The following is an 18,149-nucleotide window of genomic DNA, read 5'->3' on the forward strand; positions in this document are numbered from 1 at the left end:
AAATGAAACGAATGAATAAAAAAGCCTGGTTCTTAATTTTAACTTGTTTGTTTGCTGAAATAAACACAGCAGGTGCGGAAGATTTGCCTCGCGAAACCATAGTGGTGCATCTTTCACAGCAATACTTGCTTGCAGGTGAAAAGGTGGGATTTTCTGTTTTTGTTTCCAACCAAAAAGATTTACCCGGAAAACAAATCAGCAATCTGGCATTCGTCGAATTGCTGGATGCTTCCAGCCAGTCAGTAATCCGGCAAAAAATACTTTTGAAAAATGGAACCGGTTCGGGGGTGTTTTCACTTCCCGATTCGCTGTCAACCGGTATTTACAGTTTTGTGGCCTACACCAGCTGGTTGAAAAACTTTGGCGAAAAGTATTTTTCTCTTTCACAATTGCTGGTTGTTAAACCGGGAGATGCTCTTCCCACAAAAGAGCAAAATGAAGCTATCAAAACGCAGAGAAGTGCTCAACCGGGAAAAAATGCAAATCTTTCACTGCAACTGGATAAAACATCATTTGCAACCCGCGAGAAAGTGAAAGTTGAGTTAAATCTTGAAGAACCAACTGACAATGCTGTAATTTCGGTTGCTGTGCGGAAAAAAGAGCCTGCTGTTTTTAAAAAGGGGTGGGTGCAATCAGATTCAATTCCGCCAGTTGACACAATTGACTTTTTTCCTGATTACAAAGGTATTTTACTGACAGGTTTTTTGCGTAACAAACAAACCAGCGAGCCGTTGCCTGACCAGCAGGTGTTTTTGTCGTTTCCGGGCGAGAATGTTGAAATAAAACACACAACCACAGGAAGAAATGGGAAGTTCAGGTTTTTGCTGGATCCTGCAGCCGGAGAAAAAGATATGGTATTTTTTACCGGTTCAGAAAATACAGGCGTTTGGCTCGATGATAAATTTTTCGACTCGCTGAATAATCCAGCTGCTTCTGATTCTTTAATCCTGAAGGAGAAAGAAGTTGATTTTTTTACTGAAAAATACATTAACAGGCAACTCCAGGAGAGATTTAAACAGACTGAATTTGTCAACAACACTGTCTCCGGGCAAAGCACTTCATTTTGCTTTTATGACGATCCATTGCAGGTTTTGAAAACGGAAGATTACGTACAACTGGATTCGCTCCATGAATATTTTTATGAATTAATTCCTGCAGTTCATTTAAACCGGAAAAACAAAAAATATACAATGCGTATGTCCAATTTTGATAAAAACTATCATTTTGGAAATAACCCGGCTCTTTTTGTTGATGGAGTTTATTATCCATCTCCCGGGGAGCTGATGAAAACAGATGCCGGGAAAATTGATAGGATTGAAGTAATTCCGGAAATTTATTACTACCGTGATTTGATTTTTGACGGCATAGTTTCGGTATTTTCAAAGGATGCCGATTTTATGGATTTTCCACTTCTGCCGAATATGACGCGTGTTTTTTATCAATTGGCGGAACCCGCAAAAAAACTTCACCTGCCAAAATTAGAAAGTGACATTCAGTCAACTATTCCTGACTTGCGGTGGCTAATTTACTGGAACCCGGAAATTGAGATGGATGATAATTTTACCACGCTTGAATTTGCTACAAGCGATGTGAAAGGTGAATTTGAAATTTCAGTTTCCGGAGTTACCGGGCATGGCGAAATTATTCAGTCCACCAAAACTTTTATTGTTGAATGAAAGATGTCTATGTCTTCCGTTTCTGCTTTTTAGCTGCCGGGAATAGTACGTTGTTCAGAATTAACCGGTATCCCGGCGAATTGGGGTGCAAACTTAAATCGGTTGGAGGGGGGATCGGTCAACAAATAATGGTAATCTTCGGAATGGAAACTTGGTTAGCTCTGAGTTTGATCGATTGTCGATATTTTTCATGACTGTATTTGTTTTTTTGATCTCATTTTATAATTTTGTTACGACTGTAACAGTTACGGATGTAATTGTTACAACGGTAACAAAATGATTCAATGAAGCATGAAGCGGCCATGATAAAAGTTTTGATACAAAAAAGCTTGATTATGATTATCAAGGGAATTTTCCCGAAAAGATTCCATTGGAGCATATCTTACCTTTAAAAATTAACAATTATAACCAGATGAAATTTTATAACAGAGTCAGTGAACTTGCAGAATTGGAAAGAATACGGAATCTTTCATTCAATGATTTTTCGCGAATGACAGTAGTTACCGGTAGAAGGAGAATTGGCAAAACAAGCCTTATAATGAAGTCTGTTGAAAATACTCCGACTGTTTATTTATTTGTAGGCCGGAAAAATGAAGCAACACTTTGTGCTGAATTTGCTCCGGTTATTGCCGGTTCATTGAATGCTTTTGTGCCGGAAGGGATTCAATCATTCAGATCGTTGTTTCAATACCTGATGGAACTGGCTACGAAACGTTCTTTTAATCTTGTTATTGACGAATTTCAGGAATTCTTCAACATCAATGAAGCTTTATTCAGCGAAATGCAGAATATTTGGGACAGTTATAGAAAAAAAACGCATATGAATTTAATAATCAGCGGTTCTGTGTATTCTTTAATGCAGAAGATATTCCAGAATTCAAAAGAACCGTTGTTTGGCAGGGCAGATAATATCATCAAATTATCTGCATTCGATATTGCTACATTGAAGGAAATCATGCGTGATTATTATACTGAATACACCAATGATGATTTACTGGCCTTATATACTTTTACAGGTGGTATTCCTAAATACATTGAATTGTTCTGCGATAATAACAGGCTTGATGTTGACGGGATGGTTGAATTTATGGTTCGTGAAAACTCGTCTTTTACCGAAGAGGGTAAAAATCTTCTCATTGAAGAATTTGGGAAAAACTACGCCACTTATTTTTCAATTTTAAGTGCCATCTCGGGCGGAATTAGTACACAGCCTAAAATTGAATCTGCACTTGCGAATAAAAGTATTGGCGGGCAACTGAAAAGACTCATCGAAGATTATCAGATCATCGTTCGACAGCGGCCTGTTTTTTCGAAAGAAGGAACACAGGCAGTACGTTATGAAATTCAGGATAATTTTATTCGTTTTTGGTTCAATTATTTTGACCGTCACCGGTCGTTAATTGAAATCAAAAATTTTCAAGGTCTGCGAAATATTATAAAAACTGACTACCCGACTTACTCAGGAATAATGCTTGAACGCTGGTTTAAGCAGAAATTGGCCGAAAGTTTTCAATTTAGAGAAATTGGTTCCTGGTGGGAGCCCAAAAATGAACAAAATGAAATAGATATCTTAGCCTTGAAAATGGAAAAAAATAAGGCTTTTGTAGCTGAAGTAAAACGCCGGAAGAAAAATTTTAAACCCGACTTATTTGCAGCAAAAGTGGAGCATCTCAAACATAAAATTCTGGCAAAATACAACGTTGAAACTGCTTTTCTCTCATTGGAAGATATGTAAAGTTTACGTCTTCCGTTTTTTCTTTTTCGCTGCCGGAAACAGCACGTTGTTCAGTATTAACCGGTATCCCGGCGAATTGGGGTGTAAACTTAAATCAGTGGGCGGATCGCCTACCAGGTGGCGGTAATCTTCGGGATCGTGGCCGCCGTAAAATGTCCAGAACCCTTTGCCTTTTTCGCCATGAATGTAGCGAGCTTCGCGGGCGGGTTTGTTTTCGCCCATTATCAGCACATTGGGTTTTACTACTTCTTTTTTGAAAGATGTTGTTTGCCCCATAAACCCTTTAATCAGGTTCCGGTGGTTTTGGCAAAGCATAGTGGGAATGGGATCCCATTTGGCCGAGAAATCGAATAACGTGAAATAGTCGTTTTCGCGTACTACATTTCGTGTGGTGGTAGCGTCAATATTGGAGAATTCATACACATAAGGACTTTTTTCGAGCTGAAAGTTTTCAAAAGCGAGTGTGCGGCTAAAATCCAGTTTTTCATCCGGGTTTGGATCCATCGGGTCGCCGTCGAACATTGGGGCGCAAATATCCACATCTGTTGCTGCGCGGGCAATGTCGTAGGTGTCGGTAGCAGCACACATAGCGAAAAGAAATCCACCGTTTACAATGTAATTGTCAATTTCGCGGGTAATCACTGCCTTCATTTCCGACACTTTCAGAAAACCCATTTCTTCCGCCAGTGTTTTGTTGATTTCCACCTCCTGCTGGTACCAGGGCATGTGCTGATAGGTTCTCCAGAATTTCCCAAACTGGCCTGTAAAATCTTCATGGTGAAGGTGGAGCCAGTCGTATTCTTTCAGTTCTCCGTTTAAAATTTCTTCATCGTAAATTATATCGTAATCAATTTCGGCATAGGTGAGCACGAGTGTAACGGCATCGTCCCACGGCTGCTTGTTGGGGGGAGAATACACGGCAATTTTTGGAGCTTTGTTCATGCTCACGGCATCCTGGTTCACATCCGGTTCTGCAATACCGTTCAATATGGCCGAGGCCTGTGCATCAGTAATCGTCTCAAAACTCACGCCCCTTACCACACATTCGTTTTCAATAGAGGGGGAATGCTGCATCAGAAAACTGCCCCCCCTGTAATTGAGCAGCCATTTTACCTCTACATCGCGTTCGAGTACCCAGTAGGCAATTCCGTATGATTTCAGATGGTTTTTCTGCGAATCGTCCATTGGAATCAGGAGCTGAATAGCACTTGCCTGCAGGGTCAGTAAGAACAGAGCTAAAAGTAGTATATGGATTTTTTTCATTCGAATCTCCTCTTGTCAAAAATTAGTACAAATAACAAAGGTAGTAAGTTCAGGAGATTTTTTCATAAACCCGGCCGGATTGAAATGTTAAAAAGGCGTGTCCGAATTTGGGCCGCCGGAGCTTTCAAAATCGCTGTTTGTAGAAATTCCGGCACCAACCGATTCTTCTTCGTCCTGGTTCATTTTTGAACTGAATGTTTGTGCCATCCCGCCAAAGTCGCTTCCCAGCGGATTTTCCATATCGCTGAATTTTGCCAGCTCTTTTTTGAACGCAAGATGAACGTCGCCGGTTGCCCCGTTACGGTGTTTTGCAATAATTACTTCTGCCACGCCCAGTAACGAATTTCCCGATTCATCTTCGGTTATTCCGAAATATTCCGGACGGTGAATAAACATCACAATGTCGGCATCCTGTTCAATGGCACCCGATTCGCGCAGGTCGGAAAGTTGTGGTCGTTTTCCTTCGCGGGATTCAACGGAGCGGTTCAACTGCGAAAGTGCCAGGATTGGGATGTCCAGCTCTTTGGCAATGGCTTTCAGCGAGCGCGATATTGTACTCACTTCCTGCTCGCGGCTGCCACGGCCATCGGTACCTGCTGTCATCAGCTGAAGGTAATCCACAATAACCACCTGGATGTCGTGTTGCATTTTCAACCGGCGGCATTTGGCCCTGAATTCAAAAATGGAGAGCGCGGGAGTATCGTCAACGAAAACAGGTGCATTTTCAAGAGCTGAAATTTTCCGGTTGAGGTGTTCCCACTCGTAATTTTCGAGTCGCCCGGTTTTAAGTTTATCGTTCCCCAGTTCGGTTTCAGCGGCGATAAGCCTGTTTACAAGCTGAATGGATGACATTTCGAGTGAAAAAACAGCTACCGATTTGTTGTGTTCTACCGCCATATTACGCGCCATACTCAGCACAAAGGCGGTTTTACCCATCGATGGCCGGGCAGCAATAATAACAAGGTCGGTTCTTTGCCATCCCGAGGTAATCCTGTCAATGGCCGTAAATCCCGAGGGCACTCCACTCAGGCCGTCTTTCTGGTTGCGTGCTTTCTCAATCTGGAGGATGGCTTCGTTCAGCACCGGCTTAATCGGGACCGTTTCTTTTTTAATGTTTTTTTCGGCCACTTTGAAAAGTGACGATTCCGAAAAGTCAATCAGGTCATCCACATCAAGTGTATCGTCGTATGATTTTCCCTGAATTTCTGAAGAAACCCTGATGAGTTCGCGCTGAATAAATTTCTGTGCAATAATACGGGAGTGAAACTCAAGGTGAGCTGCAGAAGCCACACGCCGTGTAAGTTGTGTTATGTAGCCGGGACCACCTACTGCATTCAGCTGGTCGCGGTCTTTCAGTTCCTGGGTAACCATCAGGAGGTCAACAGGCTTTTCGTTGGCCGAGAGGTCTTTAATGGCTTCGAAAATTTTTTGGTGTTCTTCCTTGTAAAAACTGGAAGTGTCAATAATATCGGCAACAGTTACATACGCGTCGCGTTCGAGCATGAGTGCGCCCAGTACAGCTTCTTCAACTTCTAGAGCCTGTGGCGGCAATTTGCCGTATTGGGCATTAATTTCATCTATGGTCATTCCCGTGTTTCGCGACCTTGAATTCGTATTTTTTTTCTTTTCTGTTGGCATAAAATTTTTCTGTTTTCAGGAAATGATTTTAAAAAACCAAAATTACAAAATAAGGAGTCGGCTAATCAAATTTTGGTGATTTTAGTTGTCAACTAATTTTATCCACAAATGTTTATTGAAATTATTTTTCGAGGCCTTCTTCAATGATTTGGGAAATTACCTGTTTCAGTGTCAGTCCCATGGCGCTAATCTGTTGCGGGATGAAGCTGGTGGCTGTCATACCCGGAATGGTATTCGCTTCCAGAAAATAGAATGTATTGTCTTTTAAGATATAGTCGATACGCGCTATGCCGGAGCACTGGCACCATTCATAAATTTCTGAACTCATCTCCTGACACTTTTTGAATAGTTTTTCGGGAAGGCGTGCCGGCGTAATTTCATCTGTTGCTCCGGGGGTGTATTTGGCTTCAAAATCGAAAAATTCATTTTTGGGGATAACTTCAGTGACCGGGAAAACCAGTTTCTTATTTTTCATTTTCACCAGGCCGCAGGTGTATTCCCGGCCTTCAATAAATTCTTCAATAAGTGCATCGTCGCTTTCTTTCCAGGCTTTTTTCAGCGCGGGAATAATTTCTTTTTCGGTTTTAACTTTGGAAATGCCAAAACTTGAGCCGCCGGCATTTGGTTTCACAAAAACGGGCAACCCCAGTTTTTTTATTATTGATGACGTATTTACTGTTTCATTTTTTCGGAGAATGACAGAACGCGCCATTTTTACACCAAAATTTTGCAGGTAATTGTTGCAGAACCATTTGTTGAAGGTGAGCGATGAGGATTGAACGTGGCTTGCTGAGTAGGGGATTTTCAGCAGATCGAAATAACCCTGCAGGATGCCATCTTCTCCCGGGGTTCCGTGAATTGTGATGTAAGCAAAATCGAATTTTATTTTTTTTCCGTTTTGTGAAAAGCTGAAATTTGATTTGTCGATATCGCTAAGTTTGTTCCCGTCCTGAATGACGTGCCAGTTATCGCCTTTCATGTGAACCAACCAGGGGGTAAATTTTTCGGTGTCGATTGCGTTAAAAACATTTTCGCCACTTTTTACCGAAACAACAAATTCGGATGAGTCGCCACCGGCAATAACAGCTATATTAGGTTTTTCAGTCATGTCTGCTTGAAATATATTTTTCCCATTTTTCAATTACTGTGCGCATATCGTCGGGCAGGTCAGAATTGAACTGCATTTTTTTACCTGTTGTGGGATGCACAAAGCCCAGTGTTTTGGCATGCAGTGCCTGGCGGGGCAGCACTTTAAAACAATTCTGCACAAACTGCCTGTACTTTGAGAATGTGGTGCCGCGTAAAATCTGGTCGCCCCCGTAAGTGGAGTCGTTAAACAACGGGTGGTTGATGTGTTTCATATGCACCCTGATTTGGTGGGTGCGACCGGTTTCAAGCCTGCATTCTACCAGGCTTACATATCCAATTCGTTTTAAAACTTTATAATGAGTAACAGCGTGTTTGCCCTGTTCTTCGTCAGCAAAAACAGTAAAAACCTGCCTGTTTTTGGGGCTGCGGCCAATATTTCCGGTTATTGTTCCGGTGTCGTCTTTTAAACTGCCCCAAACAAGTGCGTGGTAAAGTCGTTCGCTGGTTTTTTCGTAAAATTGAAGCGCCAGTTTGTTTTTGGCCTGTTCGGTTTTTGCAACTACCAGCAGCCCGGATGTGTCTTTGTCGATGCGGTGTACCAACCCCGGGCGCGGATCTTCGTTGTTGAACAGGGGCAAATCTTTATAATACCAGGCCAGTGCATTTACCAGGGTGCCTGAATAGTTCCCGTGTCCGGGGTGGACAACAAGGCCTGCCGGCTTGTTGAGTACTATTAACTGGTCGTCTTCATAAACAATATCCAGTGGTATATCTTCGGGAATAATTTTCAGTTCGCGCCGCGGATAGTCCATTACAATCCGGATTTCGTCGCCGGGTTTGACCTTGTAGTTGGCTTTAACTGAGGAATCGTTCACAAGAATATTACCTGCTTCGGCTGCGGCCTGAATGCGGCTGCGGGAAGCATTATCAATCCGGTTGGCCAGAAATTTATCCACCCGAATGGCTGATTGCCCCGGGTCAACCGTAAGCCGGTAGTGCTCAAAAAGCCCGCTTTCTTCCAAATTGTTATTTTCCTCCCTGGTTTCTTCCATAGTTTTTAGAAATCGAATTCCGTGGCATCATCAATTTTGAGCTGGTCAACTGTTACCCATAAATCCACCGAAGAACCGAGATTGGCAGTGCCGGTAACTTTTGGGTTAGGCTGCTGTCTCCAAACTCTGGCTTCTGTTGAGTCTTGCGGAGAAAGCACCGAAGCATCGTAGATAATCACTCCTGTATTTAACCTGGCATCGGTAAGGCTTTCTCTGGCATCGGGAATTGTGAGCCCTATTAAGTTGGGCAAATTGGTAACCTGGTTACCCTGTGTGCGGCCAACAACCAAATCGATGGTAGTTCCTTTAGCGAGTTTTTCACCAACAGCCAGTTCTATCGAATCTTTCTGTACTTCCAGCACAAGGTCGTTGTACTCCGAGGGGCGGTATGAAATCTGGCCTGTTTTAAGTCCCGTATTTTCGATGAGTACCTGTGCCTGCCGGAAAGAGACATCGGTTAGTTTGGGCAGGATTACCTGCTCAGGTTGTGTGGAATTAATGGTTAGAAAAATGGTTCGGTTTTCTTTTACCCGGCTCCCGGCTTTTGGCAGCTGGTCAACAATTGCTCCCGACGCAGCATCGTTCACATAAAGCGAATCAACAATTTCAACTTCTAATTTATATTGATTGGCTGTTTGCCTGGCTTCGGCTTGTGTAAGTCCCGAAAAATTGGGCACCGGGTTCGACTGACCGTGGCGGGTGTACATTTTTAGCCCCTGCATAACGAGAAACAGTATAGCAATAATCAGGATGCCAGCCATTAGCAGATGCTTTAGGAATTTCCGGCTTAAAAGAAACTTTGAAAAACTCATTTTTTAATAAATTACCGTGTAATAATTAATGAGCAAAAATAACGTAAAATTGGTTGGGAAGGTATGTAAACCGATAAAAATCCGGATAATCTGGTTTTGCGGCAACTACAACGAGATTGGGTGTATATAAACACGAAAAGGCAAAGAATATGCATTCTTTACCTTTGTGATAAATATTTTTTAAAAGTATTGTACTACCTTTTATGACGCGGTTCGTCTGAAACCGTTAGTCGTTTTCTGCCTTTTGCACGGCGTGATTTTAATACTTTCCTGCCATTGGCAGAGCTCATTCTTTCTCTAAAACCGTGTTTGTTTCTTCTTTTTCTATTCGATGGCTGAAATGTTCGTTTCATCTCTGTATATTTTTACCTGTCAAAATTTCGGACTGCAAAAATAGCTGTTTTTTTATTTCTTCCAAAAAGTATCTGTTTTTTCTTTTGCTTTTCTGAAATTAAAATTTTGAGCAAAGCAGGGGTCATTGTTTTTTTATTGAAAACCGGAATCCAACTCCGTGTAAATTAATGATTTGAATATTGGGATCGGCTTTAAAGTATTTTCGCAGGCGCGAAATAAAAACATCGAGGCTGCGTCCAAGGAAATAATCGTTTGAGCCCCAGACGGTTTCAAGTATTTCGTTTCGGCTCAGTACTTTGTTGGCGTTTTCAGCAAAAAATTTAATGAGTTCCACTTCTTTTAGCGTGAGTTTGCGGGTGTGATTGTCAATGTTAAGGGTATGCTCTTCGGGCAGGAAAATAAAGCGCCCGATTTTTTTTGTTTGCGGAGTTGCCGATTCCTGTTCTGTAATCGTATTGCTGCTACGTTTCAAAAAAACTTTTATTTTCAACAGAAGTTCTTCCATGCTAAAGGGTTTGGGAATGTAGTCGTCGCCCCCAATGGAAAGTCCTTTAATTTTATCTTCGGTCATGGAGCGGGCAGTGAGAAAAATTATGGGAACCTGCTCGTTTTTTTCGCGAATATATTCGGCAACTTTAAACCCGTCAATCTTGGGAAGCATCACATCCAAAACTATTAAATGGTAATTATTGGCATTAAAAAACTCAATGGCTTCCTGGCCGTTTGGAGCCACATCCACCTCGTAATTGTTTTGTTCCAGGTTGTCTTTTACAATGAAACGCAGCGCTTCGTCGTCTTCAACCAATAACAATTTCACTGATTCACTCATTTTGTTGCACGAATTAAAAGTGTAAATATACTACCTCCGTCCGGATTGTTGTCCACTTTTATTTTCCACCCGTGTGCTTTTGTAATTTTCCGCACATAGTCGAGCCCAAGTCCGAAACCTTTTACATTGTGGACGTTGCCTGTGGGTACTCTGTAAAAACGCTTGAATATTTTTTTTTGGTGTTTTTTGGGAATGCCAATTCCGTTATCGGTAAATTTTATGATTTTATAGTTTTTATCCCGGCAGAGATCGATAATGATTAACGGTTTCTTCTCGCAATATTTCACGCTGTTTTCCAGGATGTTCATCACCAGGTTGTTAAAATGAAACTTGTCGGCAAAAACAAATTCTTTTTGGCTGCCCGGGTTTAATTTTATGGTCGCTTCCTGCCCGGAATCCGACTGTTCAAAATAATCGGTAACTTCTTTGATAAACTCCTGCAATTCAATTTTTTCCAGGTTGAGGTGGATCCTGTTTTTTTCGAGCGATGCCAGGTTGAGTACTTTTTCCACGTTTTTCGACAACCGGTTGTTTTGTTCTTCAATAATTTGCGCGTACTCAAGCAGACGTTCCGGAGTCTGAACTATCTTTTCATTGTTTAAAACCCTGGCAGCTAACGATATGGATGAAATTGGAGTTTTGAGCTCGTGAGTGAGGTTGTTGATGAAATTTTTCTGAATTTCAGAAAGTTGCCGCTGGCGGATAATAACTGAGAGTGTGTAGCCAAAAAACAGGACAACAACCAACAGGAGCCCCGTAAAAAGGTACCAAACCGAAAGCCGCGAGTGAAAATAGGGCGAGCGGTCGGGAAAATGCACAGCAAAATAACTGCTGGTTTCATTCTCATTTTGAGGGAAGCTGAAAGTTGAGGTTTTTTCTTCTTCGCGTTCTGTCATGTATGTTTTCTGCTCCATTTCTCCTGACGACGGATTGTAAATGGCAAATTCAAAGCTGGTATAAATTTGGTGTTTTTTAAGCTCTTCGGTAAGATGAAATTTCAGTAAATCATAATCAATAATGGCATCAATATTTACAATGTAATAGCTGTTCGAAACAATTTCAACAGGAGCAATGCTGTCGAAATTGGCAGTATTGCCGGTGGCTGTTAATAGCTGCCAGGCCACTTCTTTTAATGCCACTGCTGTACTTTCCCTGAATTGTTTTTCGGAATAGTTATATGAGTTGCGCAGAAAAAAAAACTGAATGGACAAAACCCCGGCAACAGAAATTGTGGCCAGCAGGATTATGTATTTTAAAGTTTTGCCCTTCATTTGTTTGATCTTCTAATAAAACACTTGTAGATTGCAGGAAAATTATATTAAATGCAAATGTTAACAACTCATTAACAAAATATTAGCCCTGGTTAACAGTAAAAACCGGCCAGGCTTATTACATTTGCTAAGCAAATTAAGGGATTAATTTTATAAAATTAAAATGAATAGGTTATGAATCAGATGTTACGTCTATTGGCCTTTATAGCTCTGGTAGGTTTTACCGCCACCGCCACCGCCCAAAAGCCAAAAATTGTTTTTGAAGAACTGGAACACGATTTCGGAAATTTTAAGGAGTCGGACGGAGTTCAAACTACTACTTTTAAGTTTACGAATAAAGGTGAGTCGCCGCTTGTGCTCAATAATGTCAGGGCTTCGTGCGGGTGCACCACCCCAAAATGGACCCGCGAACCGGTAGCTCCCAATAACAGCGGTGAAATTAAGGTAAGTTACAACCCCAAAAACAGGCCGGGGTCATTTAATAAATCGGTAATGATTAGCTCCAATGCAGAAAACGGAACCACCGTGTTACGCATTAAAGGCCGCGTTGAAGAACGTGATAAAACACTTGCCGAACTCTATCCACGAAAAGTAGGAGCACTGAGGGTGAAAACCAATCATATTTCATTTTCGCGAATGAAAGAAAATGATGTGGAAACCAAAGATATTGAATTGGTGAACGATACCGACGCTCCAATTGAAGTCGGATTCAGAAGAGTTCCCGATCATGTGGATGTTAAAGCTGAACCACAGACAATTCCGGCCAACAGCAAAGGGAAACTTATTGTTACCTACAACGCCGATAAAGCAAATACTTACGGTTTCTCTTCCCACAGGATTTACCTGTCGCTCAATGGCAGTAACGACTACCGGGCATCTGTTGGTGTAAGCGCCACCATCGAAGAAGATTTCTCACACTTGTCAGCCGAGGAGTTGGCAAAAGCTCCGGTGGCCACTTTTTCAGAAAAATCGCACGATTTTGGTGAAATGAAACAGGGTGACAAAAAAGAACATACTTTTACACTTAAAAACAACGGGAAATCAGAACTGATTATCCGCAACATTCGTTCTTCGTGCGGGTGCACAGCTGTTGCACCATCTAAAAAAGTGATTGCCCCCGGCGAATCGGCACCTGTTAAAGTTACATTCGACTCACGCGGGAAACGCGGACGCCAGAGCAAATCGATCACGGTTATTACCAACGATCCGAAAACACCTACGAACCAGTTGCGTATATCGTGCAGCGTGGTTACCGAAAGCTAAAAAGTTTATTAAATGTCAATAATAAAAGAAGTGTCGCAGGTTTTCCTGCGGCACTTTTTTGTTATTATTTTGTTTATTGTGGTATTTTTGTTGAATACAAAAAATAACAATGGCAGATAAAAAACATCATATCGAAAACAGTTCCGAATACAAAGGTTTAAAAGTAAATGAGGGAGTTGAACATCCCGAACAGGTAGATACCCATTCGATAGCACGGTTTCTGAAAAAAAAGAGAAAACTACTGCCCGTTGAGGAATATGTGGAAGGAATCCTGAATGGCAATATCACATTATTAAGTAAAGCTGTAACTCTTATTGAAAGTTCAAAACCGGGGCACCAGCAAATTGCGCAGGAGATTATTGTCAGGTGTCTTCCTTACAGCGGAAAATCAATCAGGATTGGTATTACAGGCGTTCCCGGTGTGGGAAAAAGTACTTTTATTGAAGCGCTGGGAAAACAGATTACCGGCGATGGCGGAAAGTTGGCTGTGCTTGCCATTGACCCCAGCAGCGAACGTTCGAAGGGAAGTATTTTGGGTGACAAAACCCGGATGGAGGAATTGGCCGGCGACAAAAACGCCTACATCAGGCCAAGTCCTTCGGCAGGCTCGCTGGGAGGTGTTGCCCGAAAAACCCGTGAAACCATTATCCTTTGCGAAGCTGCCGGTTTCGATCATATTTTTATTGAAACCGTGGGCGTGGGACAAAGTGAAACAGCCGTGCATTCTATGTCCGATTTTTTCCTGTTGCTGATGTTGGCCGGTGCCGGCGATGAGTTACAGGGCATTAAACGTGGCATTATGGAAATGGCCGATTTAATTGCCATTAACAAAGCCGACGGGAACAATGCCGAAAAAGCAAAAATGGCCCAACGCCAGTACCAGAATGCATTACATCTTTTCCCACCAAAAGAGTCGGGATGGGAGCCACGTGTGAGCACCTGCTCAGCGCTGGCTAAAAATGGCATTTCCGAAATTTGGGAAGTTATTGCTGAATACCGGAAAGCCACTGTAAAGAACGGATATTTCATAAAAAAACGAAATTCACAAGCTTCTTTTTGGATGCACGAAACTATTCAGGAACAAATGAAAAGAGCCTTTTACCAGCATCCTGAAATGAAGGAGAAGATAAAGGATTTTGAACAAAAGGTGCTTAACAGCGAAATGAGTTCTTTTTTAGCTGCCGGCAAATTACTGGAAATCTATTCAGGATTGAAATAAAAGTTTCATAAATTTGGTTGATGAATTTGCAAAATCATGAAATAAAAAAAATTGCATCCATTTGCCAAAACTTAAAGCAGTTATTGAATATTTATTAAAAACAAATGATGAAAACAGAGAATTGACTTAACAAAACAATTTGGCCCAAAGGCCTGTTGTATCAGAATAAAATCAACGTTAAAAATAAAAATATGGATTATGATGTGTTAATTATAGGCAGCGGACCGGGTGGTTATGTAGCCGCAATCCGGTCAGCACAGTTGGGAATGAAAGTGGCTGTAGTTGAAAAAGAAAGCGTAGGCGGCATATGCCTCAACTGGGGGTGCATTCCAACCAAATCGTTACTGAAAAGCTCGCAGGCATTTGAATATGCCAAACATGCCGCAGATTACGGGGTGAAAATTGACGGTGATGTTACACCCGATTTTAAAGCAATGGTGAAACGCAGCCGCGATGTGGCCGGCGGGATGAGCAAAGGAGTGCAGTTTCTTTTTAAAAAGAACAAGGTGGAAACCCTGAAAGGATTCGGTAAACTTGCTGGTAAAAACACTGTTGAGGTGACCGATAGTTCAGATAAAAAGAAGGAATACACCGCAAAACATATAATCCTGGCAACGGGGGCCCGCTCACGCGAACTGCCCAACCTGAAACAGGATGGCAAAAAAATTATTGGATACCGCGAAGCACTCAGCCTCGACAAATTTCCCGAAAGTATGGTAGTTGTTGGCTCGGGCGCCATTGGCAGTGAGTTTGCCTGGTTCTATCATTCCATTGGTGTAAAAGTTACACTGGTAGAATTTATGCCAACTTTGGTGCCAAACGAAGATGAAGAAGTGGCCAAACAACTGGAGCGTTCTTTCAAAAAAGGTAAAATGAAAGTGATGACCAGTTCAACGGTGGAAAATGTGGACACCTCGGGTAAAAAATGTAAGGTAGCCATCAAAACCAAAAAAGGCGAAGAAACGGTTGAAGCAGATATTGTACTTTCAGCGGTTGGAATTTCGCCAAATACGGAAAATATTGGTCTTGAGGACGCCGGTGTTGAAACCGAAAAAGGCCGCGTAAAAGTGGATGAATTTTACCGTACCAACGTGGAAGGAGTTTATGCGATTGGCGATATTCTTGCCGGTCCTGCTCTTGCGCATGTTGCATCAGCTGAAGGAATTACCTGCGTCGAGAAAATTGCAGGGCTTGATCCGGACCCTATTGATTATAAAAATATTCCGGGCTGCACGTACACAAGTCCTGAAGTTTCCTCAGTTGGTTTAACTGAAAAACAGGCCAAAGAAGAAGGCTACGAAGTGAAAGTGGGTAAATTTCCTTACTCAGCCAGCGGAAAAGCAAGTGCTGCCGGACAAAAAGAAGGTTTTGTGAAGCTGGTTTTCGATGCCAAATACGGAGAACTGCTCGGCGCACACATGATTGGCGGCAACGTGACAGAAATGATTGCCGAACTTGTAGTGGCCAAAAAATTGGAAATCACCGGGCACGAATTAATAAAATCCATTCACCCGCACCCCACAATGAGCGAAGCAATTATGGAAGCTGCCGCAGCTGCTTACGATGAAGTAATTCATATTTAGCAGGCTTACTTTATATAATTTATTTCAGGGGCCGTCTCAAAAAAACGTTGAGTTTTTATATTGAGACGGCCTTTTTTTGTGCGCAAAAAAATTGACTTTGTGATTAATTTGTTCAAAAGTTCTATAAAATACTGAAAATCAGCCATTATCTTTTGCGTGTTCATTTTAAATTATAAATTTGCTCGCGAAAAATTTGCTACAAAATCGTTTCTATTTCCAGTTAGATGTAAAAGTTTCAAGGTCAAATTGTATTCATGAAAATTATTATTAAATGAAGAAATTAACATTTTTTGCAGCATTTCTGATGTTGTCTCAGATTGCTTTTGCAGGTGGTTTATTAACCAATACAAACCAGAGCGCGCAGTTTATAAGAATGATGTCGCGTAACGCATCTACCGGTATCGATGCGGTTTATTTCAACCCGGCCGGTTTAATAAAAATGGAAGACGGATGGCATTTTGCGGTGTACAATCAAACCATTTTTCAGACCAAACCTGTTGACAGCGAATTTCCGTTGCTGAACGATGGAGCTTACGAAGGAGTGGTAAATATTCCGGCATTTCCAACAGCTTTTGCCGTTTACAAAGACGACAACTGGGCTTTTTCGCTGGGCTTTGGCCCCAATGGCGGAGGCGGTTCAGCAGAATTCGATCGGGGACTTCCCTCATTTGAAATACCAATTACCAAAGTAGTTCCCGGGCTGGCCGGACTGACTCAAATTGATCCTTCACTTGATGTGACAGGCTATTCTGCCGACCTTGCATTCAGCGGGAGATCTGTTTTTTGGGGAATTCAACTGGGGGCAACTTATCAGTTCAGCGATATGCTTTCAGTTTATGGTGGGGTAAGATATCTTCCCGCAAAAAATTCATACGAGGGTAGCATTAAAAGCATTCAACTGAAAGTTGACGGAGGGGAATACCCTGCACCTGCCTGGCTGCTTGGTGTTTCGGAGCAGTTGAACGGTTATGGAGATATGGCAGCTCAGGGAGCCACTTCGGTTCAACCAATAATTGATGGTGGTGGTGGCGGATATACATTGGCTGAACTTGAAGCAGCAGAAATGATAAGTCCAACACAACGTGCTGAAATTGAACAGGGACTTGTACTGGTTGGAGCAGGAAATCCAAACCAACTTACGGTGACTCAAATTCAGCAAACTTTTGTTGGTGCCCGCGACCAGCTTTACGGTACAGCAACACAGCTGGACGCTACTGCCGGTCAGCTCGGCGACAAAGAAGTGGATACCGAACAAACCGGTGCCGGAATTACCCCAATGATTGGGTTTAATTTTTCACCCGACGATTACTGGAATTTTGCGGTGAAATACGAAATGAAAACAAACCTAAAACTCGAAAACAATACTACCGTTGACGATTTGGGATTGTTTCCTGACGGGGCATCTTCACGGAACGACCTGCCTGCGATTTTAGGAGTCGGGGTTGGGTATTCTGACGAAAGATTTGAAGCTCAACTTTCATACAATATGTATTTCAATAAAGGAGTTGACTGGGGACCAAATACTAGAGATTTGGCTATCTGGAAAGATATTGATCCTTCCCAAATTCGTTCTCGTGAAATTGACAAAAACGGTTTTGAAGTTGGGCTTGGCTTACAATATAATATTACCGATGAATTTGCATTTAGTGTGGGTGGTTTATACGGAGACATGGGCGTTGCCGACAGCTACCAGAGCGATTTCAGCTACAGCAACCCATCGGTTACTGCCGGTGCCGGTATTGAATGGCTGATTGCCGACGGACTGACACTCGACGCTGGTTTCTCCAATACTTTCTACCAGGATCAAACCGTAACGTTTAACGATCCGGATGTAGGGCCATACAATGAAACACTGGGCAAAACTACCATGAATTTTGCTGTGGGCCTATCGTACAGTTTGTATTAAACCAAACAAAATATTTATTAAAACAGGAAACCGGTTGCATGTGCGCAGCCGGTTTTTTAGCCCGGATTATTCACAAATAATCCCTATCTCTCCCGATAACTATCGGGACGACTAAGATTCAGTAAAACTTTTTTTTAAAAGTTCAACTTCATCTAAGTCGGGATTAACCTGAACTTTATTCATATTTTTAAAATTTATGAATAGTTCAGTCTCTCCAAAAGTGGCTTTTTCCTCTTATATAAATACATTAAGTTTGAGATGCCGTGCAGTTGAGGCCGTTTTTAACACTGTTATATTATAACCTCGTTCAGTCTGGCTCTGGTTGACGGTGATCCGATAATTGATTATTTAGAAATCGTAAGTTAAGGTTTGCTGAAAAACAATATTAACAATTGATTGTCAATAAATTACATACAAAAAAGTCACACAATTTAGCTTCAAAGTGCAAACAAAATATTA

General features: G+C 41.9%; 14 protein-coding genes. 6 read left to right on the forward strand and 8 right to left on the reverse strand.

Annotation, left to right across the window (positions count from 1 at the left end; genetic code table 11):
- Window positions 1-2 precede the first annotated feature (2 nt).
- Window positions 3-1,676 (forward strand): hypothetical protein, encoded by a 1,674-nt coding sequence (locus BUC07_RS10540; protein ID WP_139279540.1) that lies wholly within the window; start codon window positions 3-5, stop codon window positions 1,674-1,676.
- A gap of 412 nt (window positions 1,677-2,088) precedes the next feature.
- Entirely contained in the window at window positions 2,089-3,411 is a 1,323-nt protein-coding gene (locus BUC07_RS10545) for an ATP-binding protein (protein ID WP_073169150.1), read from the forward strand.
- A 3-nt stretch (window positions 3,412-3,414) separates the two neighbouring features.
- Here BUC07_RS10545 and BUC07_RS10550 read toward each other — a convergent pair whose 3' ends face one another.
- The 8 genes from BUC07_RS10550 to BUC07_RS10585 all read right to left on the reverse strand — a co-directional run bounded on the left by BUC07_RS10550 (window position 3,415) and on the right by BUC07_RS10585 (window position 11,719).
- Window positions 3,415-4,674, reverse strand: a complete 1,260-nt coding sequence (locus tag BUC07_RS10550; RefSeq protein ID WP_073169152.1) for an asparagine synthetase B — start codon at window positions 4,672-4,674, stop codon at window positions 3,415-3,417.
- 87 nt (window positions 4,675-4,761) lie between these two features.
- On the reverse strand, window positions 4,762-6,312 hold the full coding sequence (gene dnaB, locus BUC07_RS10555; RefSeq protein WP_073169153.1) for a replicative DNA helicase: 1,551 nt from the start codon (window positions 6,310-6,312) through the stop codon (window positions 4,762-4,764).
- A 121-nt stretch (window positions 6,313-6,433) separates the two neighbouring features.
- On the reverse strand, window positions 6,434-7,420 hold the full coding sequence (locus tag BUC07_RS10560) for a D-alanine--D-alanine ligase (protein ID WP_073169155.1): 987 nt from the start codon (window positions 7,418-7,420) through the stop codon (window positions 6,434-6,436).
- Window positions 7,413-8,453, reverse strand: a complete 1,041-nt coding sequence (locus tag BUC07_RS10565; RefSeq protein ID WP_073169157.1) for an RluA family pseudouridine synthase — start codon at window positions 8,451-8,453, stop codon at window positions 7,413-7,415. The genes BUC07_RS10560 and BUC07_RS10565 overlap by 8 nt, the downstream gene beginning before the upstream one ends.
- A 5-nt stretch (window positions 8,454-8,458) precedes the next feature.
- On the reverse strand, window positions 8,459-9,265 hold the full coding sequence (locus BUC07_RS10570; RefSeq protein ID WP_073169158.1) for a PASTA domain-containing protein: 807 nt from the start codon (window positions 9,263-9,265) through the stop codon (window positions 8,459-8,461).
- A gap of 194 nt (window positions 9,266-9,459) precedes the next feature.
- A complete protein-coding gene (gene rpmH / locus BUC07_RS10575; protein ID WP_073169160.1) occupies window positions 9,460-9,618 on the reverse strand; it encodes a 50S ribosomal protein L34 in 159 nt (52 codons plus the stop codon).
- 122 nt (window positions 9,619-9,740) lie between these two features.
- On the reverse strand, window positions 9,741-10,448 hold the full coding sequence (locus BUC07_RS10580) for a response regulator transcription factor (RefSeq protein ID WP_073169161.1): 708 nt from the start codon (window positions 10,446-10,448) through the stop codon (window positions 9,741-9,743).
- Entirely contained in the window at window positions 10,445-11,719 is a 1,275-nt protein-coding gene (locus BUC07_RS10585; protein ID WP_073169163.1) for a sensor histidine kinase, read from the reverse strand. The genes BUC07_RS10580 and BUC07_RS10585 overlap by 4 nt, the downstream gene beginning before the upstream one ends.
- 174 nt (window positions 11,720-11,893) lie before the next feature.
- Here BUC07_RS10585 and BUC07_RS10590 point away from each other — a divergent pair, with 174 nt between their 5' ends.
- From BUC07_RS10590 to BUC07_RS10605, 4 genes are all read left to right on the forward strand, one after another.
- Window positions 11,894-12,982, forward strand: a complete 1,089-nt coding sequence (locus tag BUC07_RS10590) for a DUF1573 domain-containing protein (RefSeq protein WP_073169165.1) — start codon at window positions 11,894-11,896, stop codon at window positions 12,980-12,982.
- A 109-nt stretch (window positions 12,983-13,091) separates the two neighbouring features.
- Window positions 13,092-14,201 (forward strand): methylmalonyl Co-A mutase-associated GTPase MeaB, encoded by a 1,110-nt coding sequence (gene meaB, locus BUC07_RS10595; protein ID WP_073169167.1) that lies wholly within the window; start codon window positions 13,092-13,094, stop codon window positions 14,199-14,201.
- Window positions 14,202-14,392: 191 nt separating this feature from the next.
- On the forward strand, window positions 14,393-15,784 hold the full coding sequence (gene lpdA / locus BUC07_RS10600; protein WP_073169168.1) for a dihydrolipoyl dehydrogenase: 1,392 nt from the start codon (window positions 14,393-14,395) through the stop codon (window positions 15,782-15,784).
- 271 nt (window positions 15,785-16,055) lie between these two features.
- On the forward strand, window positions 16,056-17,690 hold the full coding sequence (locus tag BUC07_RS10605) for a hypothetical protein (RefSeq protein ID WP_073169170.1): 1,635 nt from the start codon (window positions 16,056-16,058) through the stop codon (window positions 17,688-17,690).
- The last annotated feature ends 459 nt before the right edge of the window (window positions 17,691-18,149 follow it).

This window comes from Tangfeifania diversioriginum, assembly GCF_900141875.1.
GTDB classification, from domain to species: Bacteria; Bacteroidota; Bacteroidia; order Bacteroidales; family Prolixibacteraceae; genus Tangfeifania; species Tangfeifania diversioriginum.